This is a genomic window from Streptomyces sp. NPDC001714 (assembly GCF_042892755.1).
Lineage (GTDB): Bacteria > Actinomycetota > Actinomycetes > Streptomycetales > Streptomycetaceae > Streptomyces.
The window spans coordinates 60,972-86,968 of sequence record NZ_JBIAUL010000023.1 but is presented as its reverse complement, the minus strand read 5'-3'; the positions used below and the strand labels follow the sequence as shown (position 1 = coordinate 86,968).

Annotated in this window: 29 protein-coding genes; 24 read left to right on the top strand and 5 right to left on the bottom strand. The window is 68.6% G+C overall.

What is annotated here, in order from left to right:
- Positions 1 to 217: 217 nt before the first annotated feature.
- A complete protein-coding gene (locus ACFY0P_RS42825; protein ID WP_388926588.1) occupies positions 218 to 721 on the bottom strand; it encodes a hypothetical protein in 504 nt (167 codons plus the stop codon).
- 985 nt (positions 722 to 1,706) lie between these two features.
- Positions 1,707 to 2,120, bottom strand: a complete 414-nt coding sequence (locus tag ACFY0P_RS42820) for a DUF6233 domain-containing protein (protein ID WP_388926585.1) — start codon at positions 2,118 to 2,120, stop codon at positions 1,707 to 1,709.
- Positions 2,121 to 2,444: 324 nt separating this feature from the next.
- Between ACFY0P_RS42820 and ACFY0P_RS42815 the strand changes: the two genes are divergently transcribed.
- The 4 genes from ACFY0P_RS42815 to ACFY0P_RS42800 all read left to right on the top strand — a co-directional run bounded on the left by ACFY0P_RS42815 (position 2,445) and on the right by ACFY0P_RS42800 (position 8,763).
- Positions 2,445 to 5,657, top strand: a complete 3,213-nt coding sequence (locus ACFY0P_RS42815; RefSeq protein WP_388926582.1) for a tetratricopeptide repeat protein — start codon at positions 2,445 to 2,447, stop codon at positions 5,655 to 5,657.
- Between the two features lie 404 nt (positions 5,658 to 6,061).
- The gene (locus tag ACFY0P_RS42810; RefSeq protein WP_388926580.1) at positions 6,062 to 6,283 is read left to right on the top strand and encodes a hypothetical protein; all 222 of its coding nucleotides are present in this window, start codon (positions 6,062 to 6,064) and stop codon (positions 6,281 to 6,283) included.
- Positions 6,284 to 7,733: 1,450 nt separating this feature from the next.
- Positions 7,734 to 8,195, top strand: a complete 462-nt coding sequence (locus ACFY0P_RS42805; RefSeq protein ID WP_388926577.1) for a GntR family transcriptional regulator — start codon at positions 7,734 to 7,736, stop codon at positions 8,193 to 8,195.
- Position 8,196: 1 nt separating this feature from the next.
- Positions 8,197 to 8,763, top strand: a complete 567-nt coding sequence (locus tag ACFY0P_RS42800) for an HD domain-containing protein (protein WP_388926574.1) — start codon at positions 8,197 to 8,199, stop codon at positions 8,761 to 8,763.
- Here ACFY0P_RS42800 and ACFY0P_RS42795 read toward each other — a convergent pair.
- Together ACFY0P_RS42795 and ACFY0P_RS42790 are read right to left on the bottom strand one after the other, a co-directional pair.
- A complete protein-coding gene (locus ACFY0P_RS42795; RefSeq protein WP_388926571.1) occupies positions 8,751 to 9,224 on the bottom strand; it encodes an NUDIX domain-containing protein in 474 nt (157 codons plus the stop codon). The genes ACFY0P_RS42800 and ACFY0P_RS42795 overlap by 13 nt on opposite strands.
- Before the next feature lie 2 nt (positions 9,225 to 9,226).
- Positions 9,227 to 9,943, bottom strand: coding sequence for an XRE family transcriptional regulator (locus ACFY0P_RS42790; RefSeq protein WP_388926746.1), 717 nt, complete (start codon positions 9,941 to 9,943; stop codon positions 9,227 to 9,229).
- A 902-nt stretch (positions 9,944 to 10,845) separates the two neighbouring features.
- Between ACFY0P_RS42790 and ACFY0P_RS42785 the strand changes: the two genes are divergently transcribed.
- The 12 genes from ACFY0P_RS42785 to ACFY0P_RS42730 all read left to right on the top strand — a co-directional run bounded on the left by ACFY0P_RS42785 (position 10,846) and on the right by ACFY0P_RS42730 (position 19,077).
- A complete protein-coding gene (locus tag ACFY0P_RS42785) occupies positions 10,846 to 11,040 on the top strand; it encodes a hypothetical protein (RefSeq protein ID WP_388926568.1) in 195 nt (64 codons plus the stop codon).
- Between the two features lie 109 nt (positions 11,041 to 11,149).
- Positions 11,150 to 11,341 carry a hypothetical protein gene (locus ACFY0P_RS42780; protein ID WP_388926565.1) on the top strand — a complete coding sequence of 64 codons (192 nt, stop codon included), beginning with the start codon at positions 11,150 to 11,152 and terminating at the stop codon, positions 11,339 to 11,341.
- A gap of 150 nt (positions 11,342 to 11,491) precedes the next feature.
- Positions 11,492 to 11,785, top strand: coding sequence for a hypothetical protein (locus ACFY0P_RS42775; protein WP_388926562.1), 294 nt, complete (start codon positions 11,492 to 11,494; stop codon positions 11,783 to 11,785).
- A complete protein-coding gene (locus ACFY0P_RS42770; protein ID WP_388926559.1) occupies positions 11,782 to 12,108 on the top strand; it encodes a hypothetical protein in 327 nt (108 codons plus the stop codon). The genes ACFY0P_RS42775 and ACFY0P_RS42770 overlap by 4 nt, the downstream gene beginning before the upstream one ends.
- Complete coding sequence (locus ACFY0P_RS42765) at positions 12,108 to 12,476, top strand: RRQRL motif-containing zinc-binding protein (RefSeq protein ID WP_388926556.1); 369 nt, start codon at positions 12,108 to 12,110, stop codon at positions 12,474 to 12,476. Before ACFY0P_RS42770 ends, ACFY0P_RS42765 begins: the two co-directional genes overlap by 1 nt.
- A 16-nt stretch (positions 12,477 to 12,492) precedes the next feature.
- Positions 12,493 to 13,503, top strand: a complete 1,011-nt coding sequence (locus ACFY0P_RS42760) for a hypothetical protein (RefSeq protein ID WP_388926553.1) — start codon at positions 12,493 to 12,495, stop codon at positions 13,501 to 13,503.
- Between the two features lie 195 nt (positions 13,504 to 13,698).
- Positions 13,699 to 14,199, top strand: a complete 501-nt coding sequence (locus tag ACFY0P_RS42755) for a hypothetical protein (RefSeq protein ID WP_388926550.1) — start codon at positions 13,699 to 13,701, stop codon at positions 14,197 to 14,199.
- Between the two features lie 2 nt (positions 14,200 to 14,201).
- Positions 14,202 to 14,396, top strand: a complete 195-nt coding sequence (locus ACFY0P_RS42750) for a hypothetical protein (protein WP_388926547.1) — start codon at positions 14,202 to 14,204, stop codon at positions 14,394 to 14,396.
- A gap of 1,580 nt (positions 14,397 to 15,976) precedes the next feature.
- Positions 15,977 to 16,381, top strand: coding sequence for a hypothetical protein (locus ACFY0P_RS42745; RefSeq protein ID WP_388926545.1), 405 nt, complete (start codon positions 15,977 to 15,979; stop codon positions 16,379 to 16,381).
- Positions 16,382 to 16,386: 5 nt separating this feature from the next.
- Positions 16,387 to 16,815 carry a hypothetical protein gene (locus ACFY0P_RS42740; protein WP_388926542.1) on the top strand — a complete coding sequence of 143 codons (429 nt, stop codon included), beginning with the start codon at positions 16,387 to 16,389 and terminating at the stop codon, positions 16,813 to 16,815.
- Positions 16,816 to 16,894: 79 nt separating this feature from the next.
- Complete coding sequence (locus tag ACFY0P_RS42735; protein WP_388926539.1) at positions 16,895 to 17,683, top strand: hypothetical protein; 789 nt, start codon at positions 16,895 to 16,897, stop codon at positions 17,681 to 17,683.
- Positions 17,683 to 19,077, top strand: coding sequence for a transfer protein (locus tag ACFY0P_RS42730; RefSeq protein WP_388926536.1), 1,395 nt, complete (start codon positions 17,683 to 17,685; stop codon positions 19,075 to 19,077). Before ACFY0P_RS42735 ends, ACFY0P_RS42730 begins: the two co-directional genes overlap by 1 nt.
- On the opposite strand, the gene ACFY0P_RS42725 is transcribed toward ACFY0P_RS42730, so the two are convergent.
- Positions 19,074 to 19,217: a hypothetical protein gene (locus ACFY0P_RS42725; RefSeq protein WP_388926533.1), complete on the bottom strand. Its 144-nt coding sequence runs from the start codon at positions 19,215 to 19,217 to the stop codon at positions 19,074 to 19,076. The two genes, ACFY0P_RS42730 and ACFY0P_RS42725, sit on opposite strands and share 4 nt — an antisense overlap.
- Before the next feature lie 93 nt (positions 19,218 to 19,310).
- On the opposite strand from ACFY0P_RS42725, the gene ACFY0P_RS42720 reads away from it, so the two are divergent.
- From ACFY0P_RS42720 to ACFY0P_RS42685, 8 genes are all read left to right on the top strand, one after another.
- On the top strand, positions 19,311 to 19,619 hold the full coding sequence (locus ACFY0P_RS42720) for a hypothetical protein (protein WP_388926531.1): 309 nt from the start codon (positions 19,311 to 19,313) through the stop codon (positions 19,617 to 19,619).
- Between the two features lie 23 nt (positions 19,620 to 19,642).
- Positions 19,643 to 20,095: a single-stranded DNA-binding protein gene (ssb, locus tag ACFY0P_RS42715; RefSeq protein WP_388926528.1), complete on the top strand. Its 453-nt coding sequence runs from the start codon at positions 19,643 to 19,645 to the stop codon at positions 20,093 to 20,095.
- Positions 20,096 to 20,183: 88 nt separating this feature from the next.
- Positions 20,184 to 21,461, top strand: coding sequence for a DNA cytosine methyltransferase (locus tag ACFY0P_RS42710; RefSeq protein ID WP_388926525.1), 1,278 nt, complete (start codon positions 20,184 to 20,186; stop codon positions 21,459 to 21,461).
- Between the two features lie 142 nt (positions 21,462 to 21,603).
- Positions 21,604 to 22,515 carry a bifunctional DNA primase/polymerase gene (locus ACFY0P_RS42705; protein WP_388926743.1) on the top strand — a complete coding sequence of 304 codons (912 nt, stop codon included), beginning with the start codon at positions 21,604 to 21,606 and terminating at the stop codon, positions 22,513 to 22,515.
- A gap of 68 nt (positions 22,516 to 22,583) precedes the next feature.
- Complete coding sequence (locus ACFY0P_RS42700) at positions 22,584 to 22,928, top strand: hypothetical protein (RefSeq protein ID WP_388926522.1); 345 nt, start codon at positions 22,584 to 22,586, stop codon at positions 22,926 to 22,928.
- Positions 22,925 to 24,166, top strand: a complete 1,242-nt coding sequence (locus ACFY0P_RS42695) for a DUF3631 domain-containing protein (RefSeq protein ID WP_388926520.1) — start codon at positions 22,925 to 22,927, stop codon at positions 24,164 to 24,166. Before ACFY0P_RS42700 ends, ACFY0P_RS42695 begins: the two co-directional genes overlap by 4 nt.
- 137 nt (positions 24,167 to 24,303) lie before the next feature.
- On the top strand, positions 24,304 to 24,507 hold the full coding sequence (locus tag ACFY0P_RS42690; protein ID WP_388926517.1) for a helix-turn-helix domain-containing protein: 204 nt from the start codon (positions 24,304 to 24,306) through the stop codon (positions 24,505 to 24,507).
- Between the two features lie 63 nt (positions 24,508 to 24,570).
- Complete coding sequence (locus ACFY0P_RS42685; protein WP_388926514.1) at positions 24,571 to 25,944, top strand: tyrosine-type recombinase/integrase; 1,374 nt, start codon at positions 24,571 to 24,573, stop codon at positions 25,942 to 25,944.
- Positions 25,945 to 25,997 lie beyond the last annotated feature (53 nt).

The following is a 25,997-nucleotide window of genomic DNA, read 5'->3' as shown; positions in this document are numbered from 1 at the left end:
AGTCCCCGTCCGTTCTGGCACGAGAGTGGCACAGCCTGTGGCACCGACGGATGGATCACCTCGAACCTGCCGCCCAGGCAGCGTGAACGATCGGGCATCACCCAGCGGTCAGCGAGCCGCCTCTCAGCTGGGTCGAGGGTGAGCGTCACGCCTGTGGCCCCCGTGCACGCTGCACGAGGGCCACAAAGTGCTCGGCTTAACGTGTGGCTGAAGCCGGTCAACCAGAAGTGGTCAGCGTCATCTCCCGTACTGCACGGGTCGCCCGGTCGACAACGTCGCGCCTGCCTGGGGGAAGCCCCTGAGCTTGCGCAATGACGAGGGCTTCGAGCAGGAATTGCAGCAGGTCAAGGCGCACATCTTCGGCTGCGTGACCACTAGGCAAGAGCCACTCGCGCTCGAAAACGAGGCGATTGTCCTCAGCAATGCCAACGGTCACATAGCGTGACGAGCGAGCGTTGAAGACTAGGCCGTCCAGGAGGTCAGCCGACTCGCACTCTTCCAAGTGATCGGCATCGTCGCTGTCGATTGGGGCGTAGACCCAGATAGAGAATCTGTCGGGGACGTAACCAACGGCACGCCAAAACAGATGATCTGCATCCGGCTGCTTCAGAACGCCCAGCGTGGGCACGCCGTTGAATCTGTCCAGGATCTCGACTCGTTCGGTGGCGGCGTGAGGGATCCATGCCAGGTTCCCCAAGACGGGCATAAGGGCCTTATCCATCGCAATCACCTCCCGCTTTGTCTTCCTCAGTGAAGCACGCATTGAACGCCTCAGCCATGACTTCATCCCACTCCGCCGGCTCTCCTGATGTCACATCCGGCGGGAAGGCACTCACATGAAGAGGGTTCCCCCTGGTAGGCGAATGTACGACTCGGAAGTTACGTTCCCGTAACCGCCCAGCCGTGGTCACCCTCCGGTCTGCGCCAGCCTGGAACATCTTCGTGACCAGCAGAGAGGCCGCTGCAGCATCGACTTCGCCGATGATGAGCGACATCTCGGTCTCACCGATCTCAGGCCGAAGCTTGTCTCGAAAGCCTTCCCCAACTGGCGGTTTCTCGCCGTACTGGGTGAGGTTCATGTCATCCGGAATCTCGCGAACCGGTATTCGGCTGCCCCCCAACAGGCATCCCCCTCATGCCGCGCAAGCTTGCTGACGACTACTAACTGTGCACAGAGAACCACACCCGGGTAGTCGTAGTGACAAGTGTCACTCCATCGGCTGACCATCACAAGGGTGATTCCTCGATTGATCGGTCTTGTCGTTGTTAGACGTTGCAGGACCAGGGCTCCTCACCTAACCCCGCTCCTAGCTCCCATCCCGTCTGCCGTCGGCCCACCCTGAGCGCCCCTGCCGGAGGTCGTTCTGACCGTGACAGCTTCTCTACGGTGATCGACTCATACCCCGGCTAGCCTCGTGGGCGCGCGTCGGCGCAGCGCGGGCGGAGCGGGCCGAAGGCAGGAGCGTCGCCCGCGGCGGATCCGGGAGCGCGCCCGGCGGAGCGGAGCGCAGCCAGCTTGATGAAGTGGGGAAATTTGTACGGCGCTGGGAGCGCAGCGGCTTCCAAGCGGCCAGACGTTGCCAGCGACTAAGGCCGTGATCTGGCCATTCACCTTCGTCCTGGACCCAACAAATAGCGCTTTGGCCGCAGGTTGGCCGCACGCCCCCTCCGGCGCCCCATCCTGAGGGAGCTGGACCATGCGCCTTCTAGGCAATGTCGATGCCCAGTGCCATGTCCGGTCGGCAGGCCGGACACGCCTGGGCACCGACCGCCTGTTGGCTGAGCGCCAGTTCCGCCTGCCGGAGCGTGCACTCAGACGCTGGCCGTTCGACCGCCGTGCAGCCACCGATGTGGACATACGCCGGCCTCGGATGGTCAGGCCGGATCTTGGGCTCCAGCATGTACGTCCCGAGCCTCAGCTTCATCCGCCTCGGACCCTGCTGGGGCGGCTGCGCTGCATGAGGCTTCCGCCGTGTCTCGGCTTCGGCGATCGCCGCCTGGACGGCATCGCGCTGGAGACGCAGATAGGTACCGACGGTCTCGTGGTCGGCCATCTGCTTGTCGAGGTGCGCGAGGATCACGCGCAGGCGCGCGGGGTCCGGAGGCAGCATCTCGCTCATACGTTCGATTCTAGAGTTAGAATCCTGCTCCAGCCCCCCACGGGACAAACCCGGCAGGCGACACCTTGACGACATCGCCGGACGCCCCCCGCGCCTCTGCCAACCTGAGGATCATGGCTCACCGCCCGTAGCCGTTCCATGCAACTCTCGCCGGCGCCCAGCCGAATACTGACCCGACATGGGGACGCGTACGCTCCGTGCTGGAGAGCGAGACATCCAGCCGGTCTGCAGAGGGGACTGAACTGAGGTGGGGGCACGCAGTAGGACATCGGGCAGAGAAAGGTCGACGGTCACCATTCGCCACGAGAGTCGGCAGGCCCTGCGGTGACGGACTACACCTTCCAGGCGATAGGAGCCGGATCCGTCGCCGCCCATCGCATCGGGACAGCGATCACCGGCCCGGTCAACGTTCTGACGACCGAGTTGCTGAACTCGGCGCGCGATGTCCAGGCACCTGTCGGACTCACGAACCTGCCGCCGCTCCCCCTGTGTTTCGGCCGAACGAGCGAGCTGGGCTGGCTGCGCGGCACGCTCGGGCAGCCGTCCGCCGGGACTGCCGTCGTCCAAGGCCTCGGTGGCGTCGGAAAGAGCACCCTCGCGCTTGCGTATGCCCACAGACACCGTCGCGACTACACCGTCATGTGGTGGGTTGCCGCCGCATCACCCGACCACATCGAGCAATCCCTGGCCGACCTCGCTCTGCGACTGATCCCCGTGTGGGCTGGCAGCGCGTCTACCGAAGAACGCGCCGCCTGGGCGATGTCGTGGCTGCAGTGGCATCCGGGGTGGCTGCTGATCTTCGACAACGTTGAGGATCCGGCCGATCTGCAGCCCTACGTCAGCACGTCTAACGGCCACGTCATCGCCACCAGCCGACGATCAGCTAGCTGGCCGACATCCGTCGCAACGCTGGCCCTCGACGTACTCGACCTGGCTGCAGCGAGTGAACTCCTCTGCAGCCAGGTACTGGGCACGACTTCGCCGACCCACCGTCAGATACAGGAGACCCGGGCCCTCTCAGCTGATCTGGGGCAGCTTCCCATCGCCCTGAAGCAGGCCGGCGCCTACCTCGCGCAGAATCCGACGATCAGCATCGAACGTTACCGCCGAAGGCTGATAGGCGCGTTGGACAAGGCTCCCGAAGGTATAGACCCAGAACGCACCGTCGCCCGGATCTGGCGCCAGACGATTAGCACCCTCACGGAGCGCAACCCCCTGGCAGTCCGCGTCCTGTCCACACTGGCGTGGCTGGCCCCCGACGACATCCCAGTTGGACTGCTGATCCCTACAACCGACGACAGCGACGACGTTCACGAAGCCCTAGGGGTGCTTGCTGTCTACTGCATGGTCTCCCTCACTCAGGACTCGGTGAGCATCCACCGCCTCGTCCAGACCACACTCCGGAACCAGCAGCCCAAGGGTGACAGCGGGCCAACCGGCAGGCTAGAGGCCGAACGGCTGCTGAGCGCTGCGGTCGCCCCCCTGGGAGAACCGCCCGACTCTGGCCGGTCCCCCGCCTGGGATCGGCTGCTCCCGCACCTCGTCGCGCTTGCCACCAGCACTCCTGACGGACACGCTGACACCTTTCTCGCCGGACGGTACGTGAGCGCTGCGGACTATCTCCATGGCCTCGGTCACGACGCCCGCGCCGTCCCGCTGCTCAAGGCGGCCCTCGCCCGCTTGGAAGCGATCGTCAGCGCCGAGCACGAACTCACTATGAAGGTCCGTGCGAACCTGGCCAACGCGTATTACGGAGCAGGGGACTTCGGCCGCTCCATCGCGATCCTCGAACCGATGGTCGCGCAGTGCGCGCAGGTATTTGGCGACTCACATCCGGGAACGCTGACCGTCGCCTCCAACCTTGCCAACTCCTACCTTGAATCCGGCGATCTGGCCCGTGCCGTAGCACTCCACGCGGAAACGTTGGCCCGGCGTAGGAAAGCACTCGGCAACGATCACCCCGACACTCTCGTCAGCTGCGAGGAACTGGCCCGCGCCTACCATGCGTCCGGCGACTTGGATCGTGCTGTCTCTCTGCATGAGGCCACACTCACGCAGTACCAGCGACTCCTTGGACCAACCCACCCTGCAACGCTGTCCAGCCAGCACGGTCTAGCGGCGGTCTACCTCGCTTCAGGCGACCTGTCCCGCGCCATTCCGATGTACACCGCCGTCTTCGCACAACGGCAGCAGGCGCTCGGCGACAGCGATCCCGAAACCATCACCAGCCGGAACAACCTTGCCTACGCCTATCTGGCCGCCGGACGCCCTGACCAGGCAGCGCAGCACCTCAAGACGGCGCTGGCCCGGTGCGAGGAGGTGTACGGCGAGGCGCACCCAGAGACCATTGCCGTCCGTGCGAACCTCGGCTGCGCCTACCGGGACGCTGGAGACTCCACCCGTTCGCTTCCATTGCTGGAGACCGCGGCCGCGCAGAGCGCCCACCTCCTCGGCGATGCCCATCCCCAGACCCTGACCACCAGGAACGGGCTGGCGCGGGCATACCAGGCCGCCGGCCACAATGGACGGGCGATCGCCCAGTACGACACCATCCTCAAGCACCGTGCTGCGCTGCTCGGCGAGACCCACCCCCATACCCTCGCCACCCGAAGCGGCCTCGCGAATGCACACCTCGCGGCGGGCGACCCAGATCGCGCCGTCCCGCTGTTCGAAACCGTCGTCGCCCAGTGCGAGCAGGTCTTCGGCGAGTCCCACCCGGACACCCTGTCCAACTACATCGGCTTAGCCGACGCACTGCGCCAGACGGACGATCCGGCACGGGCCGTGTCCCTCTCGGAGGCAACGCTGGAACGGTGCATCCGTTCGCTTGGTGAGGAGCATCCGCACACCATGGTGTGTCGGAGCAACCTGGCCATCGCACACCTCGCAGCCGGTGACGCTCCACGCGCCGTTCAGGTCCTCGAAGCCGCCGTGCGCAACGCCAGTCTTATCTTCGGCGAAACGCACCCACACACGGTCACTAGCCGGACGAACCTGGCCGCCGCCCACTTTGAGTCCGACAACGCGGCACAGGCAGTCGCCGTCCTGGAGGACGTCCGCGCCCAGCTGGAGACCGAACGAGGCCGCGTCAACTCGCAAACACTTCACTGCACCGCCATGCTGGCCCGCGTCCTCGGTGGGTCCGGGGACCTCGCCCGGGCGACCGAACTGCTGGAGCACAGCGTTGCGCTCACTGAGAAGGAACTCGGCGTTACCCACCCGGACACAGTCAAGCAACGGCAGTACTTGGCCGAGACCTACCGGGCCGACGACCGACCCGATCTGGCTGTGCCGCTGTACGAAGCCATCCTCACCCACTGGCAGCGGACCCTCGGCGACCACCCGAATGTCCTGAGCACCCAGCTCACCTTGGCGGACACCCACCAGGAAGCCGGTGCACACCAAAAGGCGATCGCTGTCTATCGCATCACCCTCGGCCGGATCGAGCCCACCCTGGGCCCGGAGAACCCTCTCGTCGCACGGATCCGCGCAAGGATCGACGCAGCCGAATACGCCGCTTCGAAGTCTGACGGTTAGTTCTCCATTGAAGCTCTCCGTGTCCCTGGTCAGCGATCTGCCAGTCGGGAGCGTAGCCAGGCGGCGCCAGGGGCGGGAAGGTGCTCGCTGGCTCGCTTGGGGTAAGACCGGTCAGGTCCCGCGAATGCAGAGTTGGCGCGTACACGCTGGCTGGGCGGCTTAATCTGATGTCCTGGCGTCAGTCATTGACAGGATTTCGGTGGTGGGTAGTGGGAGCGGAGATCGTGCAGTTTGTGGAGCAGGCAGGGCCGTATCTAAGCGCGGCTCTGGGTGCCTATGGTGCGGGGGTAATGGCCCGAGCTGAGGACGCTGCGGTGGGAGCCACGGCGAATGCAGGGCGCAGCATCTTGCACGCGGTCTGGCGGCGCCGGAGCCCGGCCGGACGGCCCGAGCTGGAGGCGGCGGTGCGTGAGGCGGCCGAGGAGCCGGAGGACGCCGATGCTGCAGCCGCGCTACGCCAGCAGATCAAGCGGACGCTAAGAGAGAATCCGCAGTTGCTTGCCGAATTGGCCGCCCAGCTTCCCCCGACCGGCGCGGTGACGATCACCGCGTCCGGTGAACGGTCTATCGCCGCACAGACGATCGGCACGGCCGTCACTGGAGACAACACAACGATCCGTCCATGACCCACCCCCATCCCGAACGCGGCGCCGGTCCCACCGCCTCGGATCACCAGCCCGTGGCAGCGAACCGAATCGAAGCTGCCACCTGCTACTGAACTGTCGCGGCGTCGACGTTGGTCATCGGTTGAGCGCCCTTCCGCTGTCTGGGAGGGCGCTCGTGCGTGAACACCGCACAATGAGTTGTCCGATCTTGGTCCGGAGGCGTCCGCGAGTATCCGCAACACACCCATCCCTGCTACTCAAGGGCCATTTCCGTCTCCCAAGGACGGTGGCGGACATGCACGGACCGAGCAGCTACAGAGACCATGGTTGAGACCGTGCCCGGCATCTGGGCGGCCCTTCATGCGCCGCATCACCGACGCCGGGACCGCCTTGGATGGTCTGCCTCGCCAAGAAGGCGGTCCAACACATTAAGCGCCGCCGCCTTGCGCTCTGGACACCGTGACCAAATCGCCGGGCAGACGACAAGGAAGAAGATAAGCAAGACCAGAACCAGGGTCGGGGCAACAGCGACTACGGCGGCCAGATAGTCCGGCCGCATGGCGCTAACCATGGCCCCGGAGCCGAGCCCACCGCTCAGCGCGATAACCCCAGCCATGCGGCGTGACAACTGGCGAGCCGAGCGATCGGGAGTTTCCGGCAGGAGCGGGTTGCCCGTAGGCTCAGACATGAGCGTGCCTTCCTCGATATTGGGTGATGCTCAGACGGCTTCCTGGCTGCTACCAGGGAGCCGTCGCTCTTTAGCGGGGCGACGACTCAGACCGCATGCTGAAATGTGGCACGCCCGCCCGGTGCTGCGGCGACACCCAAGCCGCTCCGTACGGTGCTGATTTGCTAAATAAAAGCCCCCACCCTAACGCATCCATAGATGCGTTGACCTGCTAGTGTAGAGAAAAGCATTGCATTGCGATGTGCAATGGCAACACTGGACCGGCCAGCGCATACACCCCACGGCAGTACCGGACGGGGAGCTGGCGGAGCCCAGGAGGCAGTGTCGGCGCTGCACGTGCATTGATGACCACAACGGGCGGCAGCCTCCCCGGCATTGCGGGTGTGACGCAATCGCGGTTTTACCGTCTTTTTGCTATTGGAGGGCGTCTGGCCATCCTGTGCACCCACTACAACGAGGTCCCCTCGGTCAAAACTCTCTTGCATGGATGCAGGTTTGGCAGCCGCGCTGGGGGCATTGACGGGGGCAGTTGCGACCACTGGGGCGGCATTCGCCACGGGATGGGCGGCGCGGGAACAGGCGAAGATTGCGGCGCGGGGCGAGCACCGACGACAGCGCCGGGACTCACGACAAGAGGCCGATGGTGGCGCCGATGATCGCCGCGGTCATCCAAACATTGAGCTTGGTATCAAGGGTCGGTATCCACTGCACGGCAGCGTCCTGCCGTAGCAGCAGGCATGGGAAGCTTGAACCGGACGGCGAACAGAGTGCGAGGGAGAGCGCGTGTCGCAGCATGTCAGCCCCCGGGGAACCTTCCTGAAGGTCGCGGACGCGGTGAAGGCCCGTATCGAGGCAGAACCCGCGATGACAGAGCTGCCGTCTGCTGCTGATCTCATGCGCGACTACAAGGTCTCGCGTGGGGTCGCGCTCCGGGCGTTCGGAGCTCTTCAGAAGGACGGAATCGCCGAGCCGGTACCGGGTGGGCGGTGGCGCGTCGTACGAGGGGGAGAGCACACCGACCGACGCCCGTTGGAAGAGCGCATCGCGAACATTGTCACGGATGAGGGACTCGAAGTCGGGGCAGCCTTCCCCAGCGCTTCCGTCCTGGCAGAGCGGTTCGGGGTCTCACGTCCCACGGTGACCAAGGCACTGGAGAAGCTGGAGGCCGCCGGCGTGCTGGCGGGAGGAGGACAGGGCAAGGTACGGACAGTCCGTGCCGTGCCGACGCGAGAGGAGCGTTCGTAGCTTGTCGAGGTTGACGGAGTGGGCCTATCCCCTGGCTGAGTCGCTACTCGCTGAGCCGTTGCCGCGCCGGTGGAAGCACTGCCTCGGGGTTGCCGAGAGGGCGCGCACGATCGCACTCATCCTGGGCCAGGATGCGGAACTGTTGGAGGCGGCGGCTGTCCTGCACGACGTTGGGTACGCGCCGGACCTGGCCAAGACAGGCTTTCACCCGTTGGACGGTGCCCGCTATCTCAGGGACGTCGCCAACGCCGACCACCGGGTCATCAACCTGGTCGCTCATCACTCCTGCTCGTGGCTGGAGGCGGAAGCGCGCGGCATGCGCGAAGAACTAGAAGGCGAGTTCCCCCGCGAGCACGAGCACCTGAACGACGCGCTCTGCTACTGCGACATGAACACCACACCCGACGGCACGCCCACGAACCCGATTGATCGAATCAACGAGATCACCGGCCGGTACGGGCCCGACAGCCTGATCGGAAAGTTCATCCGCCGGGCTGAACCCGAAATTCTCGGCTGCACGGCACGCGTGCTCGAACGCGTCGCCGCCTCCAAGCGTCAGCCGATGTAGGGGGCTTTGCGCGTCCGGTCCATGGCGTGCTCGATACGGAGCCGCATCGTGGGGTGCACATCCAGCGCACTCAGGTCGGCTGGAGCTACCCAGCGGACCTGAGTCGTCTCGTTGCTCGTACGGAGCTCCCCGCCGACCGGGCGGGCGCGAAAGCAGATGCTGAACTGCTGGCGGACTTCGCCATCGTCGTACTGCATGACGTGCCCAGGGTCCGTGTAGAGCCCGGACACGTCGACGACTTCCGCCTTGATCCCGGTCTCTTCCCAGACTTCGCGTACGACAGTGTCGCTGATCGACTCGCCTACGTCGTGGCCCCCACCGGGGAGTGCCCAACGTCCGTTGTCGGATCGCTGAATCATGAGCACGTGCCCCGCATCGTTCTGAACGAACGCCACTACCGACGGTACGACCGAGTTGGCCGGCGGGGCGTCCGGGTCGTGCAAGTAGTCGATGCGTCCCATGGTCAAGCTCCCGTGATGTCGTGTTCGGTCACTGGCCTGGCGCCTTCCCAGGTCTGCTGAACGCTATTGGCGAAGGTGTCGAACAGGCCACCGCCAGGGAGTCGCCGCAGATGGAGCACGGGTGCCATGTAGGCCCCGATGCCGTACACGTGCGTGTTGGCCAACATCTCGTCATCGGCAAGATAGATCGAGTTGTAGAGCACTGTGTCGTGCAGGCGGAAGGCAATCTCAGGGTGGCTGGTGAACAGTGGGCGGTAGTTGACCAGCGCGTTGCGGATCTTGCCATCCATGATGCGATGACCTTCGTCGATGCCGCGTCGGATGACGGCTTCGCACTCCGGATCGCCCATGAGTACTCGGATACGTACGCCGCTCTTGGCCTTCGCCGTCAGCGTCGACAGGAAGAGCGGGTCTTCCGCCAGGTAGATGCCGGCATAGACGAGGATGTCGATGCGCTCTGTGGCGCGCTCACACATCTCGCGCCAGAGGCCTGACGGCACGACATGCCTATGGGGGTAGGCGGTCACGATCTCTGCTTTGCTCAGGTCAGTTGCGGATTCCTGAGTCCGGGAGTCGTCCCACAGCATTGTTACGTCAACCTGGAGCGCTGCTGCCGTTGCGTACTGGTGGCGCCGGTACGGCACCTTCCCCTGCGTGATCCAGCGCTCGATGGTCTTTGGGATCACTCCGATCTCATCGGCCAGATCCTGGATCGTCATGCCGCGGGCTAACAGGGCTGACCTCAACCGCTCGTTGGACACGATTCCCCCCGTGCGGACTTCTAGGGACTTCTTGACAGTAGCCAGTTGGTTCTGAGCTGTCCACGTACGGGGTGACCAACTCCCCTGACCTGGGGCGATTCTGAGTGTGCGCCAAGAAGTCCCGGCGCGAAGCCAAGGGGTTCCGTCGACAGACTTGACGAACCACCATGCAGTACCTGTAAAACAGGTACTGCTTCTAGACAACTCAGCGGAAGCGGCTCATGCCGCACGCGCAAAAGGCGGGGACGCTGCAATCCCGCTGAAGGCCAGGGGACAGGGCTTCGGCCCGACTGGCGAGGTGGCCCGGTGACCGCGAGCAACGGCCGGCGAGTGGGGACAAGGTCCCCTTTGCAGTGCGTTTCCCCTGTTCAGCGGTCCGAAGGAGCGGCAGTGAGTCGACGAAAGCGATGGGCGCGGCCGTGATCGACCGGCACGGCGGCGCCGTTCCATCACCGGTCCGCGAGCACCTCGCAGTGCCGCGGACGACCGGTCACCCTCCACCGAATCGCGGCGGTTAGCGCCGCGGCCGGTTGCCTCTTCCCGCCCGTGCGGAGCGCGCTTGGTGCGCAGGTCCGTCCGGGCGGGGCGGGGGGAGCCGGAAGTCACGGCCCCACCACACAAGAGCGGTCCCCGGGTCGCACCCCGGGGACCGCGTACAGGCACCTGATTGGAGGCACCTGTGATCACCAGTCTGACAGACGCGGAGCGAGACGAACTGTCCCGGAAGAACGCCGACGCAAACAAGCAGAGCCAGGACAACGCCCGTGTCCGGGGCGGCCGTTGATGGCTGGGGACGAGCACGAGAAGACGAAGCCGCCGCTTCCCGTTCGTCCGCCTCGCCCGCACCCGTACCCCGCCGCATGCACCACGTGCGCGGCGGCGTGCTGATGGCGACCGATCCGGCGGCCTGGCACATGGAGGCCCGCGCGGACGCGTGGGCCGCCGACCTCGGCCGGCAGGACCCCGCTCCGGCTCCGGCTGAGCGGGCCTGGCAGCAGCAGGAGATTCGCACGGCCTACGAGGACGCGGCTCACCTGACCGAACAGCCCCGGTAACACCCGCCACCACCTCTACAGCCCCGGTGACCTGCCGTGATGGGCGCCGGATCGGATCCGGCCCGGGGCACGCACGGCCACCTGTTCGCAGACCTGCGAGGAACCCGACATGGGCATGATCACCGACCGGATGCGGCGCCAGGCCGACGACAACCGGCAGGCCGCCGTCTGGGCCCGCGACCACGGCAACGAGCAGCGGGCCAGACAGTTGGAGGACCGCACCGACGAACTGGAATCCGGCAACGTCACCGACGTCACCGACCAGCTCTCCGCGCTCATCCGGTGGGCCTTCCGCCGCTGACCTGCTTTAACCGCCCCGATGGTCGCAAGGCTGGGTTCGCCTCCCGGCCGGGGCACTGTGGCCCGCCGCGCTCGCGGTGGTGGCCGCCTACGCCGGGCCGCCTGTTCTGCGGCCTCTGGCCTCTTCCTTCCCTTCGAGCTGGGAGCTCCCATGCGTTCTTTCGTGTCTGGCCACCGGGCCGACAGTCCACAGGACTTCCTCGAACTCGCCCTCGGCACGCCCGTCGAACTCTGGCTCGGAGTCGAGGGCGAGAGCGAGATGGAGCGTGCGGCGCGTCTGGACGCGGCCCGCGACATCCTGACCGACCCCGAGTTCGCGAGCGGGCCGGACGATCTGATCCGACTGGCCGCGCAGGTGGTCGACGACCACCCGGAGCTGTTCAACGTGGTCCCCCTCGCCCGCCCCGCCCGCCGCCGTCCGGTACGCCGGGGGACCGCGGCATGAGCCAGGACCTGACGCTGGACGGCATGGCCGTGCCGCTGCGGGTGCTGCGCCTGCTCGCCGTGGACTTCGGGCACCTGCCCGCCCCGGACGTCGACGTGTCTCCCGTGTACCCGGGCCGGTTGCGGCTGAGCTTCCATGACGGCCTGGCCGACTTCGAGACCTGGCGGACCGCGCTGGGCATCACCCCGGACGACGTCACCTACCGCGAGCAGAGTGGCGACACCAGCGTGCTGCACGCGTCCGTCGACTACGCGGGCGCCGTGCTGGAGCTGACCGGCTTCGGTGACTTACCCGCCCCCGCGCCGGTCGGGACCGCGGCCTGATGGCGTCGTGGGGCAAGTGCTTCGACCCCAACGGCGCCCGGCACGGCATCCCCACCTACCCCTGGCGCTGCGCTCCGGACGGGCTGGCGACCAGACGGCAGTTACGGGCCCGCGGCCTGCGCCCGGGTGGGCAGCCGGTCGCCGGGCAGATCCTGCGCCCGCGCTACCGGCGCGGCCCGCTGGTCGCTTACCTGTACCGGCTCGACAAGGCCTTGCCGGTCCGGCCGATGACGCCGGCCAGGCGCCGCGCGCTGGAGTGCGCGATGCGCGCCCGCCGGACCTGCCCGAAGTGCCGCACCGACGCCGGCTACGTCATCCCCGCCTCCCTGGGGGTCTGCGTGCCCTGCGCCTACCCCGATGACCAGTAGAAACGGAGTGAAGGACATGGAAGCCAAGCACGTACTACGGCGGGCGGCTCACTGGAGCCTGCCGGTCGCCCTGACCGGCATGTCGCTCGGGTGGACCGTCTACGCCGTGGGGGAGATCCTCTCTCGCCAGGCGCCGCCGGCGCTCGCCATGACGGTTGCCGGTATCTACGACGCGGTGTGGCTGTACGCGCTGGCCATGGAGACCGCGCACCGCCGCCAGGGCTCAAAGGGCACCCTGCCCGCGGTTCTCGGCTGGGTGTTCCTGGTGACCTCGGTCGGCGTGCTGTTCGCCCACGGCCTGATGTACGCCACCCCGGCCGTCGCCGTCATCGGCGCGGTCGTCCCGGCCGCCGCCAAGGCCACGCTCATCATGGCCGTTGAACGGGAGTCCACCCGAATCTCTGCCGCAGCGCAGCAGCAGATCGACGCGGTCCGCAGCGCCACCCGGGACCAGGTCGCCATCGGCCGCGCAGTCACCCGCGCCAAGACCGACCGGCACACTACCGCGGCCGTCCTGGAGCGCGAGGAGCGCAAAGCCCGCGGCAAGGCACAGAAAGTCCGCCACGAAGCAGCCGAGGAACTCGCCAAACTCACCACCGAGCACCCCGTCGACGACGACGTGCCCGCGGTCCCGGCGCTGTTCTCGGACGACGACCTGGCACAGGTGCTGGGGCAGTGGACACAGGAGGGTGTGTCCCCGGGTGTGTCCCCCGTGTCCCCGCAGGTCGGCCCCGTGTCCCCGACGCCACAACTCCCCGCCCCGCACGGTGCGGGACACACCCCGCTCGACTGGGCGGGGCTGGCCGGCGTGGCGGCCGTGGCGGGTGTCGCAACCCCGGAGCCGGGCGAGCCGCTGACCGAGGAACAGCTCACGGTCGTCCTGCGGTGGCTGCGGCACTCCGAGAACCCCCCGCTCAGCTACCGCAAGGCCCTGGCCGCGTACCGCGCGGCGGGTTTCTCCGCGAAGGAGGAGCGGGTGCGCAAGGCGTACGCCGCACTGATCGACGCGGAGGACACACAGCCGTAAGGCGTCCGGCACACACCAATGAGGGCCAGCCCACGGCAATTGGGCTGGCCCTCGTTGCGACTGCCGGAAGCAGTCGACCGCACCAGTGAAGCAGACCCGGTGAGCCCCGGCGAGCGGCACTCTCGCAGACCCGGTGAGCAGACCCGGTGAGCCTGCTCTGGTGCCCTGGCCTGGCACGAATCAAGGAGGATCCCCGTGGGGACCAACAGCAACGCGTGGACGCCGGAGATGCTCCGCACTGCCGAGGGGCGCCGGATCCACCTTCAGCAGCGGCGGCAGCAGATTCAGCCGGTCGTCGACGACCTGCGCCGCCTGGCCCGTGAGCTTCAGGCGGACCTGGCGGAGGACGGGCGCCTGTTCGGCGATCTGCCGTATCAGGACCGGATCCGGGCGTGGTCGACGGTCCGGCCCATCTTCCAGGCGGTTGACGACCTGGAAAGCGCCCTGACGTCCCTGGTCGCCGTGAACAAGCGGTACGAGAAGAACTACGAGGCCCTGCCCGCGAAGCGCGAGGCAAAGGCCCTGGAGAAGAAGCGCGCGAAGGAACTGAAGACGCAGGGCCGCAATACGGCCGTGAATTCCACCGACAACATCCATCACCTGACACCGGGAATGGCCCCGAATTCGGCTCCGGCGGTCCGCAATGGCGACGGCGACGGGCCGTCGTTCATGGACTACCTGTCGAGGGAGGCCTGAACGTGGCAACAGGCTCGCTGCGCAGTCGGCAGCTGAAGGCGGAGCGCTGGAAGCAGCGGCAGGAAGAGGCGAAGACGAACCGTCAGCGGGCCATCGTCCTGATGGACATGGCCCGCGCCTACGCCGACGACGACGACCCGCTGTGGGCCGACGTGGTCCGCCTGCTGCACGACCGGCTGTCGTCGGTCGTGCAGTAACGCTCCGCGCTCATCATCCTCATCACTCCCCTGGGTTCGTCCGGGGGCCACAGGCGCGCGTCACGCGCGCGTAAGGCATCGACCCCCGTCACGTCAAGTAGTCAGAGAGAGGAGGGGACATGGCCGACGATGACGGCCCGGGGAGGGTCATCGACCTGCCCCTGATCCGCCTGGCCGACCCCCCGTCGCCGCCCCCGCCGGATCCCGGCGACAGCCCCCCGCAGGGCGCAGGATCCTTCCCCGCCCTTCCGCCCGCTCCGGACGCCGCCCCGCCGTCGCACAACTTCCTGCCCGATCCGGTAATTCCGGGCGGAGAGGACGGCGACGGGGACGATGCGGAGCCGGATCACGCGGCGATGGTAAATTCCGCCGTCCACCCGTCCGGCGGCCCGGTGCGGAATGTGGCCGCCATGACGATGGTGATGGCCGCAGGGATTGCGGTGGCCGCCCTGCGGGGCGCATTCCACGTCGCCGAATACCTGAAGGCACGCGCGGAACACCACAAGGCCATCGCCGCGAAGGCGCGGCCGGCCGCTGACGGGGGAAACCGGCGGGCCCGCATACCGTCCGGCCCCGAATTCGGTCGGTCGGCCCGGAGCAACAGCGGGCGCCCACCCGCCCCGACGCGGGGCCCGGCTTCCCGGGGCATACCGGCGGCCCTGCGGCGGTCCGGCGCACCGGACCGCCGCTCAACCCGCAGGGGCGCGGATGCTCCCTCCGGAGCCCGTCGGAGCGCTGCCGGTACTCCGGAGCACCGCAGGGCCCGCGACGCTCGCAGGGACGCCCTGAGGGCTTCCGGGCACCGCCCGGACGGGACGGCGCCCGCGCACCGTCGGGGGTCTGGCATCCGTGCGGCGGCCCGTGACCGCGTGGCCGACCGGATCCGCAACGGCCCGGCCCGCCGGCCCGATTCGGCGGGCCGCAGTCCTGCGGGTTCGAGTGGTTCCCGACCTGGTGCGGGCCGCCGGACGCTGCCGCAGGCCATCGCGAAGGAGGCGCGGCGCCGGCTCAAGAAGCGGCGCGGGAACCTTGCTCCGCCGGTCCTCAGCGCCGTCAAACCGTCCAAGGGGAAGACCGGTGCGGGCGCGACGGTGCCGGTCAAGCCGGGCCTCGCGAAGGTCAGTCTGTCCAAGGGGCCCGGCAAGGCGAAAGCGCCCGGTGTGTCGTCCGTCCGCACGCCGGGCGGGGCGCCGGGCTCGCGTCCCTGGCGGGGCCGCAGCGCCCCCACGACAGGCCCGACCGGGACCGGCACCAGGAGCTGGCGGACGCGCAAGGGAGGCCGCACGCGGCCCGGCCCGCGGACCAGGACGCAGCGCACCAGGACCCGGCGCCCGGGGCAGCAACAGCCAACCGCAGGCCCCTACGACGTGCCGCGCACGGATGGCGAGTGGTTGAAGCCGCCGCCGGGGTGGGTTGTGGGCTACACGGTGACCGTCGAACAGGCGGACCGGCCGGCTCCGGGGCGCGCCCCCGCCGCGGTGACGACCGGTCGGCGAGCCCTCGTGGCGGCTCCCGCTTCGTTTCCCCGGCGGCCGGGGACCTCGGCTCCGGCGCCGCGTCCAGCACCGACGGGAGGCCCTGTGAACGCACCGGTCAAGAGCACGCAGTACACCGACAGCGACCTGACGGTCTATGACGTCATCGACGCCGACGCCGACATGGCAGAGGAGATCCTGGCCGGCGCCGACCACGCGCGGGCCGTCGCCGAGAAGTGCGAGGCGATGTCGGAACGCCTGGAAGTCCTTTACGCCAAGATCCTTGACCTGAAGGTACCCGGCGTTCTGGCGGGCATGGTCGTGCGGCTCATGGACAAGGCCGAGACGGTCAAGAACCGCGCCCTGGCCGTCGCCGCGACCCTGCCCCGTGCCTCCGAGGCCATCGCCGCCGCAGGGCACAAGGCCGCGGCGGAGGACAAGCACGTGGCCGACGCCGTGAAGGACGCCGGGCACGTCGCCCCTGCCGAGCGCGAATACCACGAGGAGTAGGGACCATGTCTGATCTCGTCCCCCGCCCCAAGGGCGTCCTGGCCATCACGGCAGAGGTCATCGGCGAAGGGGTGCGCTACGGCATCCTGCTCGTCCAACTCACCGCCGCCGGAGTGGCGTTGGGCTACCTGTCGGAAGCCGTACGGTCGGCCTACCGATACGTGGAAGGGTGCGCCGCCTCCGTCGACCGGCTCGCCGACAAAGCCGCGTCCCTGCACGTGGACGGCGACGTGGTGGCCGCTCACCGCGACGCAGCCGCCGTCATGCGCTCGGTCCTGGAAGAGGCCGACGCGATGGCGGAAGCCGCCTCCGACCTGTCGGTGATGTTCCAGGAGACGGCCGACGCGCACCGCGCCGACTACGGCCCGGTGGCCGACGCCATGAACTCCAAGGAAGGCCAGGTGGCCGACCGCGAGTACTACAGCAACCGCTAGACCAACCAGCACACACGGAGGGCGGCCCGCACCGATCGGGCCGCCCTCCGTGTGTCCCCAGCCTGTGGAAGGACCGCCCATGCTGCCCCTGCGTACGTACATCGCCGTCGTCCGTGACCGCGCGGGCCGCGTCGCCACCCTGGCCGGATCCGCGGCCCTGACCTGCGGCCTGTTCACCGGAGAGTTCACCGGACCGACCACGCTCGCCACCCTCACCGCGACCGGCACAGGTCTCGTGTTCGCCACCGCCTTCAGCCTGGCGCACCGGTTCGTGAAGGTCACGGCACGGGCCCTGTACGTGGCCCCCGGCACCTCGCTGCTGGCCACGCTCGCGGCTGAACGGATCATCCCCGGCGCCCACTGGGGCGAGGCCTTGGCGGTCGCCGCGTGGACGGCCGGCGTGTGGTTCCTACGGCCCGCGCGCCTGGCCCGCACCCTGCTCGGCAGGGAACCGGCACCCGTGACGGCAGTGCCCGCCGTCGTCGACGCCGTCGACGCGCATCCGCTGTCCCAGTGGTGGGCGCAGCGCGTGGCCGTCCAGGGCGGCATCGCCCCCGGCACCCGCCTCATGGCCGCAGAGAAGACCGGCCCCGCCTCGCTGCAAGCGGTCATCGCTGCTCCCGAGGGGCATCCGGTCCCGCCCATCTCGCTCGCGCACCTGTCCGCCCTGATGGACGTTCCCGAGGACCTGATCGCCATCACGGCCGTGGCGGGCCGCGGGGCGGGCCTGCGGCGGCTGACCGTCGGCCACGCTCCCTCGGCCGGCGACCCGCAGACGGCATGGGCCGAGCACATCGCCGCGCAGGTGCTGCCCGGCACCCAGTTGCTCAAGGTCACCGCCATCGACATGGACAAGGAACTGACCTGATGGGCCAGATCGTCGAGATCGAAATCACCACCCCTTACGGCGGGTTGGGCCGCTACGACCACATGGCCCTGTGCGCGGCCCTGCGGGTGGACGACCCCTCGCGCGTCGTCGTCGAACAGGACGGCATGAGCCGCGCACTGGTCACCGTCTACCCCTCCAACCCGCTCGCCGCCACGCCCGTGCCGACCGAGCGTGACCTGACGATGGACCGCAAGGGCCGGATCATCATCGGCCGCTATCACAACGGCCGCCCGGTATACCTGCGGCTGTACGACATGCTCACGGGCAGCGCCCAGCGCATCGCCCTGTTCGGCACGACCGGCGCCGGCAAGAGCCGCAGCCTTCAGCTCATCCTCGCGGCCCTCAAACGCAACGGCGCCGTCACGTGGCTGGCCGACCTGAAGTCAGGCCAGTCCGTACCTGAGGCCAAAGGTCAGGTTGACTGGCACGCCACCACGCAGGAAGAGGCCATCCACATGCTCCGGGCGGCCGTCGCGGTCGCTGAGGAGCGGATGCGCCGCTACGCAGCCCTGGGACGCACGGCGTTCCTGAAGGACGACCCCGACCCGCTGCTGTTCGTCTGGATCGACGAGGCCAACCGGCTGTTGGAGAAGGGCGCCCCGTACCGGGAAGAGGCCACGGGCCTGGTCAAGGAGCTGGGGCGTACGGGCCGCTCGGTCGGCGTCGGTGTCGGTCTGGCCGCGCAGGCCTCTCACCTGGAAGAGATGGGCGGCTCCGACACGCTGCGCGGCATGCTCAAGGAGGGCGAAGTCATCCTGTTGCGCTGGTCGTCGGGCATGATGCGGCAACTCGTCTCCGATGGTCTGCTGCCGACCGGCGAACAGCTCCAGCCGATCCCGAAGTACCTGGGAGTGCGCACCCTGCGCTCGCGGCTGGACGCGGACGACGATGACGACCGACCCGGCACCCAGGGCATGGCCTACCACCTCACCGGCGAACACCCCACGGCCATGCTGCGCTTCTCCCGCGTCGGCTCCATCGCCCCCACACCGGGCCTTGACCCGGAGATCGTGGCCTTGTACGGCGACGGCCCCGTGCCGGGCCTGGAAACGGCCTCTGTGGACCTGGCCGGCGAACAGTACGCCGTGCGCGGCACGGGCGTCGTCCTGCCGCTCTACGACGACGAGAGCGACGGCGGAGCACCGTCGCGGGCGTCCTCCGGGGCCTCCTCGCAGGGCCGTGGGCTGCGTCTGCCCGACCGGATCATCCGCGCTCTGCAGAACGGCCCGCTGGACACCTACGGCGTCCTGGAAGCCGTGAAGACGGACGGCGGCAAGGCCGTCAAGCCCGGATCCGTCCGCAACGCGCTCGGAGACCTGAAGGCCGACGGCCTGATCACCTCCGACGGCGGCACCCACAGGCTCACCGACTAGTCCGGAGTGGCGTTCGCCGCGCCGCAGCTCCAGCAGTCCCACTCAGCCGGGACTTCGACCAGATCGCAGCAGTCGCAGCCTTCGCCGTGGACGACGTTCTCCTCGCCGCAGCGCCAGCAGTCGAAGTGCAGGTGAGCCACCGCATCCCCTTCCCACAGCACTCCACTTAACCATCGCGCCCGGCGGAAGGAAGCCTCAACGGCCCTTTCCCGCCAGGCAGAAGGGAGCACGTCATGCAGCCGACGGACCCGCCCGGGATCCTCGCTCCGCACATACCCGCCGATCTCTACCGCCGTGCCGAAGCCACCGGTCAACCGGTCGTCATCGTCGTCCAGAACACCCCGCACACCGGCGCCGCCGCCTGGCAGCGGCTGCTGCTCCCCTTCGCCATCGCCGCCGCAGTCGCCGCGGGGGCCTGGGGAGTCGTCGCCGCCCTGTGCTGGCTCATGGACGTCGCCTCCCACACCGCAACCGTCATCGCCAGCGCCGCCGGGCCAGTCGGCGCCGGCGGCATCACGCTCAAGCTCTTTTCCAAGAAGTAGCCCACCCCGAAGGAGAGTTCAGCATGTCGTTCGGAGAGACCCCGATCACCCTCGTCGGCAACCTGACCGACGACCCCGAGCTGAAGTTCACCGAAGGCGGCGCCGCGCTCGCCAAGTTCACGATCGCCGTGACCCCGCGCAGCTTCGACCGCACGTCGAACCAGTGGAAGGACGGCACCACCGCCTTCTACCGCTGCGCCGCCTGGCGCAACCTCGCCGAACACGTCGCCGAATCCCTGAGCAAGGGCTCCCGCGTCGTCGCCACCGGCCGGATGCGCCAGCACGACTGGACCACCGACCAGAACGAGAAGCGGTCCATGCTCGCCGTGGAAATCGACGACATCGGCGCGTCCGTCCGCTTCACCACCGTCCAGATCAACGCCAAGCGCACCGCGCAGAACGGCCCGGCCAGCACCGACCCGTGGGCCACGGCCAACAGTTCCGCCGCCGGACCGGACGCCGAACCCCCGTTCTAGCTGTGCCCGGGGCGACCGCCTCTCTCGCCAAAGACACACGGTCGCCCCGGCAGTCCAGTCCCATCCAAGAGACCTGGAGAACTCCAGCATGACCCATCACCCCGCCCCGCCCGACGGCGGCAACATCAGCCTGTGCACCGGCTCCGCCGCGCTGGACCAAGCCGTGGAAGCCGCAACCGGCCTGCCCACCGTCCTGGTCGGCGAGAAAGACCCGGCAGCCTCCCGGCTGCTGGCCGCCCGCCTGCCCCACGCCCGCAACCTCGGCGACATCACCGCCGTCGACTGGGCCATCCTCGCCGCCGCCATGCCGCGCCCGGCGTCGCTGACCGCCGGGTTTCCCTGCCAGGACATCTCCAACGCCGGACCTCGGGGAGGGATCGCCGGTGACCGCTCCGGACTCTGGAAAACCATCGCCCAAGCCGTTCGCCACCTTCGACCCCGGCTCCTGTTCCTGGAAAACGTCGCCGCCATCCGAAGCCGCGGGCTCGACGTCGTCGCCGCCGACCTGGCCGCGATCGGGTATGACGCGCGGTGGATGTGCCTACGCGCTGGAGATCCCGAAGTCGGAGCCTGCCACCGCCGCGACCGCTGGTTCGCCGTCGCGTATCCCGCTGCTGAAGACCCCCACCTCACAGCTCGGCAGGAACGGTGGGCCGCAGCACCCGGACAAGCGCCGGGCGGGCGGGCACGGTCCCACGCTGGAGGACGAAGTGGTGTTCTTGCTGCCCCCGACCAAGGCCTGAGGCTGCTGCCCACGCCAGCCGCCGCCGACGGAACCGGCGGCCCCGGCACCTCCCCGAAACGCAAGGGCGGCATGAACCTGCGCACCGCCGTCACCTTGCTGCCCACCCCGGCGGCACGCGACTGGAAGTCCGGCGCCTCCAACCTGATCGGCACCAACTCCCGGCCTCTCAACGAGGTGGTGGTCAACCTGCTGCCCACCCCCAAGGCCTCCGACGGACCGCACGGCGGCCCCAACCAGCGCGACACGGCGGGCAACTACTACCTGCCCGGCCAGGCCGTCCGGCTTGACGGCCGGTGGGTGGCCACCAACGGCACGGACTACGGGCCCGCCATCCGCCGCTGGGAAGCCGTGTTGGGGCGTTCCGCGCCGGAGCCGACCGAGGCGGGCACCAAAGGCAACCGCCGGCTGTCCCCGGCGTTCGTGGAATGGATGATGGGCGCCGATCCCGGCTGGGTGACAGACGCGGAGTTGGGACTGTCCCGCTCCGACCAGCTCAAGATCCTCGGCAACGGCGTGGTCATCCACCAGGCCCACTACGCCTATCGCGCCCTGCTCGCCACCCTCGCCCCCGAGGTGGCGGCCCCGGCAGCGCCGTCCCAGCTCGCCCTGGACATTGCCTGAATGTGCCCGGGGCGACCGCCTCTCTCGCCAAAGACACACGGTCGCCCCGGCAGTCCAGTCCCATCCAAGAGACCTGGAGAACTCCAGCATGACCCATCCCGACCCCACGGGCCGCGGTATGCCCCCGAACAGCTTCACCGGCATGCCGGTAACCGACCTGCGCTGCCTGCATCTGCTGGCCGCCGCTTTGTGCGCGGCAGCGCACAACTGGCCCGTCATCTGCCTGCACCCCGGCACCAAACGCCCGGCCGGACACCCCGAACGTTCCTGCCCCGGCGTCGGCCGCTGCGCCGACGGGCACCACACCCCCGAGCAGCGCGCCACCACCGACCCAGACCTGATCCAGGCCGCGTGGGCGCGCACGCCGTACAACGTGGGAATCGCCACCGGCCCGGCCGGACTGCTGGTGATCGATCTGGACGTGTGCAAGCCCGGAGAGGAAGAAGGAGCGCCTGACGGCGCCACTTCATTCACGGCGCTCTGCGAGCGCGCCAGCGAGCCGTATCCGGTCACCTACCAGGTGCGGACCCCGAGCGGGGGCCGCCACCTGTACTTCACCGCCCCGCCCGGCGAGAAGCTGCCCAGCAGCGTCAACCGGCTCGGGCCGCACGTCGACACCCGCGCCTGGGGCGGCTACGTCGTCGCCGCCGACAGCACCACCCCCGAGGGGACCTATGAGGTGGTGGACGACGCGCCCGTGGCCGCGCTGCCGCACTGGCTCACGCCGCTGCTGACCGAGCCGTCCCGGCCCGCCGTGCCGCTCGCGCCGCTGCTCGTGCCGGAGTCGGTCACCCGCCGGGCCCGCACGGCCCTGGAGCGGGAAGCGGCAGCGGTCGCGGGCACCGGTGAAGGCGGCCGCAACACCCGGCTGCTGGAGGGCGCCCGCGCGCTGGGACGGTTCGTCGCCTGGGGCGAGATCCCGCGCGAAGTGGTGGAGGAGGCTTTTCAGGCGGGGGGAGAGGCGGCCGGACTGTCCGCGTCCGAGTGCCGGGCCACCATCCGCAGCGCCCTGGACTGGTCCATCCGCACCTGCCGGCCCAGGGACGCCGCGTGACCCCCCGCCCTGAAAAGCCAACCCGCCCCACCGCACCCGGCTCGTGCCCACCTCAGGGCGGCCCCCCTGTGAGCGGTGGCACGAAGAGCGACGGCCGCCAGGCCGTCCTTTCAGCTCTTCGCTCTGACCCGCACCCGACCGGCCACGCCCGCCACGACAGCGAGGACCCGACGCCGGACCGGCCGGGGATCCGCATCTACGCCCCGCCGGTCTACCGCCACCACTACGACGGCGCCCGCTGGTCCAAGCGCTACGGCGACACTCCCACCGCCGCCTACGCCTGCCCCTGCGGCCAGACCGGCACCGCCAAAGGACTGGACGCCGTGGCCGACCTGGTCACCGAGTACGAGGCACACAAGGACTTCTGCACCGGCACACCCGCCCTCCGCACCGAAAGGAGGAACGCCGCATGACCAGCACCAACCCGCCCGCACCGCCGATCGACGGCGCCGCCCTGCTCGACGATGTCGAAGCGTTCCACCGCCGCTTCAACGTCTTCCCCCGCGAGGCCGCCTACGTCGCCGTCACCCTCTGGGACGCCCACGCCCACCTGATCGACGCCTTCGACGGCACTGCCCGCCTCGCCTTCCTCTCCCCCGAGCCCGGATCGGGCAAGTCCCGCGCGCTGGAGATCGTGGAGACCCTCACCCCGCGCGCGGCCACCACCGTCAACGCGTCCGCCAACGCCCTGTTCCGACTCGTGGAAGCCGACGGCGGAACACCCACGCTCCTCTTCGACGAGATCGACACCGTGTTCGGCCCCAAGGCCGGCGGCAACGAAGAGGTCCGCGGGTTCCTCAACTCCGGCTACCGGCGCGGCGCCAAGTCCCTGCGCTGCGTCGGGGACGGCTCCAACCAGAACACCGAATGGTTCTCCTCGTTCTGCGCCGTCGCCATGGCCGGGCTCGGCTCGCTGCCGGACACGATCCTGACCCGCTCGGTCATCATCCGCATGCGCAAGAAGGCCCCCAACGAGAAAGCCGAACCCTACCGCCGGCGCGTCCACGAGAAGCAGGGCCATGCCCTGCGAGACCGACTCGCCAAGTGGGCCGACACCGTCAAGGAGGACATCGCCGCAGCCTGGCCGGAGATGCCCGAGGGTGTCTCCGACCGGCCCGCCGACGTGTGGGAACCGCTCCTCGCGGTCGCCGACGCGGCTGGCGGCCACTGGCCCGAGCGAGCCCGCGCGGCCTGCCTGGAACTGGTCCGCGCCGCTGGGGAGGGCAGCGGTTCCTCCCTCGGTATCAGGCTGTTGACCGACCTGCGCGACAAGGTGTTCTGCGGCGCCGAACGCATGCCCACGGCTGTGATCCTCGAAGTCCTGCACCGGATCGACGACGCCCCGTGGACCGACATGGACGGCAACGGCAAGCCCCTGAACGCCCGGATGCTGTCGAAGATGCTGGGGGAGTACGTCACCGCGACCAACGAGCCGATCCGGCCCAGGTCCATCCGCACCGCGCAGGGCGTGCCCAAGGGGTACTACGCCGAAGATCTCGCGGACGCGTGGCTGCGCTACTGCCCCCCGGCCCCCGAGAAATCCGCTACATCCGCTACGCCCCAGGTCAGCGGGGGTGAATCCGTAGCGGAAGAGCTTCCCGGCATCCGCTACATCACCCCCCAAGCCGCTACGGCCGACCGCACGGCGTAGCACCGCCCATCCGCTACATCCCGCCCATCCGCTACACGAAACAGACCCCTGACCTGCGCTGTAGCGGATGTAGCGGATGTAGCGGATCTGGGAGCAAGACCAAGCCCAGACAGCCCCCGATCGAGGAGACAACTCGGATGAGCACGGCAATCGCTGCGCCTGTTGACCGACTTCTCTACACGCCGGAAGAGGCCGCCGAAGCTCTCGCCATCGGCCGTTCGACCCTCTACGAACTGATGGCGGACGGAGTTCTGGCGTACATCAAGTTGGGCCGCTCCCGCCGCATACGGCGCAAGGACCTGGAGACCTACGTCGCCGGCCTCGCCCCAGTGCCCAACTGACCCCGCACAGCCCAGGCGCCCCCGGACACAACGTCCGGGGGCGCCTTTTGCATGGAGGAGTGCATGAGCACCCGGAACCCCAACATGGAGTCGTCCGTCTACCAGGGCAACGACGGCTGGTGGCACGGCCGCGTGACCATGGGTGTCAAAGACGACGGCAGTCCGGACCGGCGCCACCGACGCGCCCGGACGGAAGCCGAGGTCAAGCGCAAGGTCCGCGAGCTGGAAGACCTGCGCGACAAGGGACGCGCGCCCAAGGCCGGCCGCAAGCCGACCGTGGAACAGTGGATGACCACCTACCTCACCGACATCGCATCCCTGAAGCTCAAACCGCGCTCGCTTGACGACTACTGGTCCAAGACCAGGAACGACATCGTCCCCGGCATCGGAAAGCACCGGCTCGACAAGCTTCAGCCGGAGCACCTGGAACGGATGTACCGCGCCATGCTCAACGAGGGGCACGCGGCCTCCCACGTGCTCAAAGTGCATCGGATCCTGTCACGCGCGCTGAAAATCGCTCACCGCCGCCGCCTGATCGTTGAGAACGTGGCCACTCTCGTAGATCCGCCGACGGTTGACGAAACCGAGGCGAACCCGTTCACGACGGAAGAGGCCAAGGCATTCCTGGAGGCCGCCGCCAAGCGCCCCACCTTCATGCGGTGGTGTGTCGGCGTCGGCATGGGCTTCCGGCAGGGCGAGACCCTCGGTCTCAGGTGGCCGTACGTCGACTTCGACAACGAGCTGTTCCGCCCCCATTGGCAGCTTCAGCGCCTCACCTGGCGGCACGGCTGCAAGGCCCCTCACACGTGCGGGGCGAAGTTCCACCGGTTCGAGCCGTGCCCGGACGGCTGCACGACCCACAAGGGCTACAAGCGCGGCTGCCCGAAGCCGTGCCCGAAGGACTGCACGGGGCACGCCCGCGCCTGCCCCGACCGAAAAGACGGCGGGCTGGTCTTCACCCGTCCCAAGACCAAGAAAAGCCGGAACGCTGTGCCGATCCCGCCGCCGTTCATCCCCTACCTGCGCGAGCACCAGGCGCATCAGGAAGAGGCTCGCGCCGAGGCAGGGGACGCGTGGGAGGAACACAAGCTGGTCTTTAGCCGGCCGGACGGGCGCCCGCTCGATCCCCGACAGGACTGGGAGGAATTCAAGGAACTGTTGGCGGAAGCCGGGATCGACGACCGCCGCCTGTACGACGGCAGCCGCCACACCGCCGGCACGATCCTGAACGAACTCGGGGTCGACATGCCCACAATCATGGAGATCCTCCGGCACACCCAGATCAGCCAGACACGCCGGTACGTGCAGGGTCGGTCGCATCTCTCGAAAGAAGCGATGCGTCGCATGGGAGAGACCTTCATGCCGCGCCCGAAGGCCGTAACTGAGACCAGAGACACTCGCACGGAACGTAGCCGGCTACGGCGTCGCGTCCGTTAAACGATGAAGGGCCAGCTAGGAACCTTCCTAAGGCTTGTCCCGTAACCCATGAG

Bases quoted from the DNA above. Each gene is read 5' to 3' on its own strand.
- ACFY0P_RS42695 (WP_388926520.1), top strand. From the start codon at position 22,925: ATGACCAGCACCAACCCGCCCGCACCGCCGATCGACGGCGCCGCCCTG.
- ACFY0P_RS42705 (WP_388926743.1), top strand. From the start codon at position 21,604: ATGCCGGTAACCGACCTGCGCTGCCTGCATCTGCTGGCCGCCGCTTTG.
- ACFY0P_RS42710 (WP_388926525.1), top strand. From the start codon at position 20,184: ATGACCCATCACCCCGCCCCGCCCGACGGCGGCAACATCAGCCTGTGC.
- ACFY0P_RS42730 (WP_388926536.1), top strand. From the start codon at position 17,683: ATGGGCCAGATCGTCGAGATCGAAATCACCACCCCTTACGGCGGGTTG.
- ACFY0P_RS42685 (WP_388926514.1), top strand. From the start codon at position 24,571: ATGAGCACCCGGAACCCCAACATGGAGTCGTCCGTCTACCAGGGCAAC.
- ACFY0P_RS42740 (WP_388926542.1), top strand. From the start codon at position 16,387: ATGTCTGATCTCGTCCCCCGCCCCAAGGGCGTCCTGGCCATCACGGCA.
- ACFY0P_RS42780 (WP_388926565.1), top strand. From the start codon at position 11,150: ATGGGCATGATCACCGACCGGATGCGGCGCCAGGCCGACGACAACCGG.
- ACFY0P_RS42790 (WP_388926746.1), bottom strand. From the start codon at position 9,943: ATGACGATCCAGGATCTGGCCGATGAGATCGGAGTGATCCCAAAGACC.
- ACFY0P_RS42735 (WP_388926539.1), top strand. From the start codon at position 16,895: ATGCTGCCCCTGCGTACGTACATCGCCGTCGTCCGTGACCGCGCGGGC.
- ACFY0P_RS42825 (WP_388926588.1), bottom strand. From the start codon at position 721: ATGGATAAGGCCCTTATGCCCGTCTTGGGGAACCTGGCATGGATCCCT.
- ACFY0P_RS42795 (WP_388926571.1), bottom strand. From the start codon at position 9,224: ATGGGACGCATCGACTACTTGCACGACCCGGACGCCCCGCCGGCCAAC.
- ACFY0P_RS42720 (WP_388926531.1), top strand. From the start codon at position 19,311: ATGCAGCCGACGGACCCGCCCGGGATCCTCGCTCCGCACATACCCGCC.
- ACFY0P_RS42765 (WP_388926556.1), top strand. From the start codon at position 12,108: ATGGCGTCGTGGGGCAAGTGCTTCGACCCCAACGGCGCCCGGCACGGC.
- ACFY0P_RS42775 (WP_388926562.1), top strand. From the start codon at position 11,492: ATGCGTTCTTTCGTGTCTGGCCACCGGGCCGACAGTCCACAGGACTTC.
- ACFY0P_RS42770 (WP_388926559.1), top strand. From the start codon at position 11,782: ATGAGCCAGGACCTGACGCTGGACGGCATGGCCGTGCCGCTGCGGGTG.
- ACFY0P_RS42820 (WP_388926585.1), bottom strand. From the start codon at position 2,120: ATGAGCGAGATGCTGCCTCCGGACCCCGCGCGCCTGCGCGTGATCCTC.
- ACFY0P_RS42690 (WP_388926517.1), top strand. From the start codon at position 24,304: ATGAGCACGGCAATCGCTGCGCCTGTTGACCGACTTCTCTACACGCCG.
- ACFY0P_RS42785 (WP_388926568.1), top strand. From the start codon at position 10,846: ATGCACCACGTGCGCGGCGGCGTGCTGATGGCGACCGATCCGGCGGCC.
- ACFY0P_RS42760 (WP_388926553.1), top strand. From the start codon at position 12,493: ATGGAAGCCAAGCACGTACTACGGCGGGCGGCTCACTGGAGCCTGCCG.
- ssb (WP_388926528.1), top strand. From the start codon at position 19,643: ATGTCGTTCGGAGAGACCCCGATCACCCTCGTCGGCAACCTGACCGAC.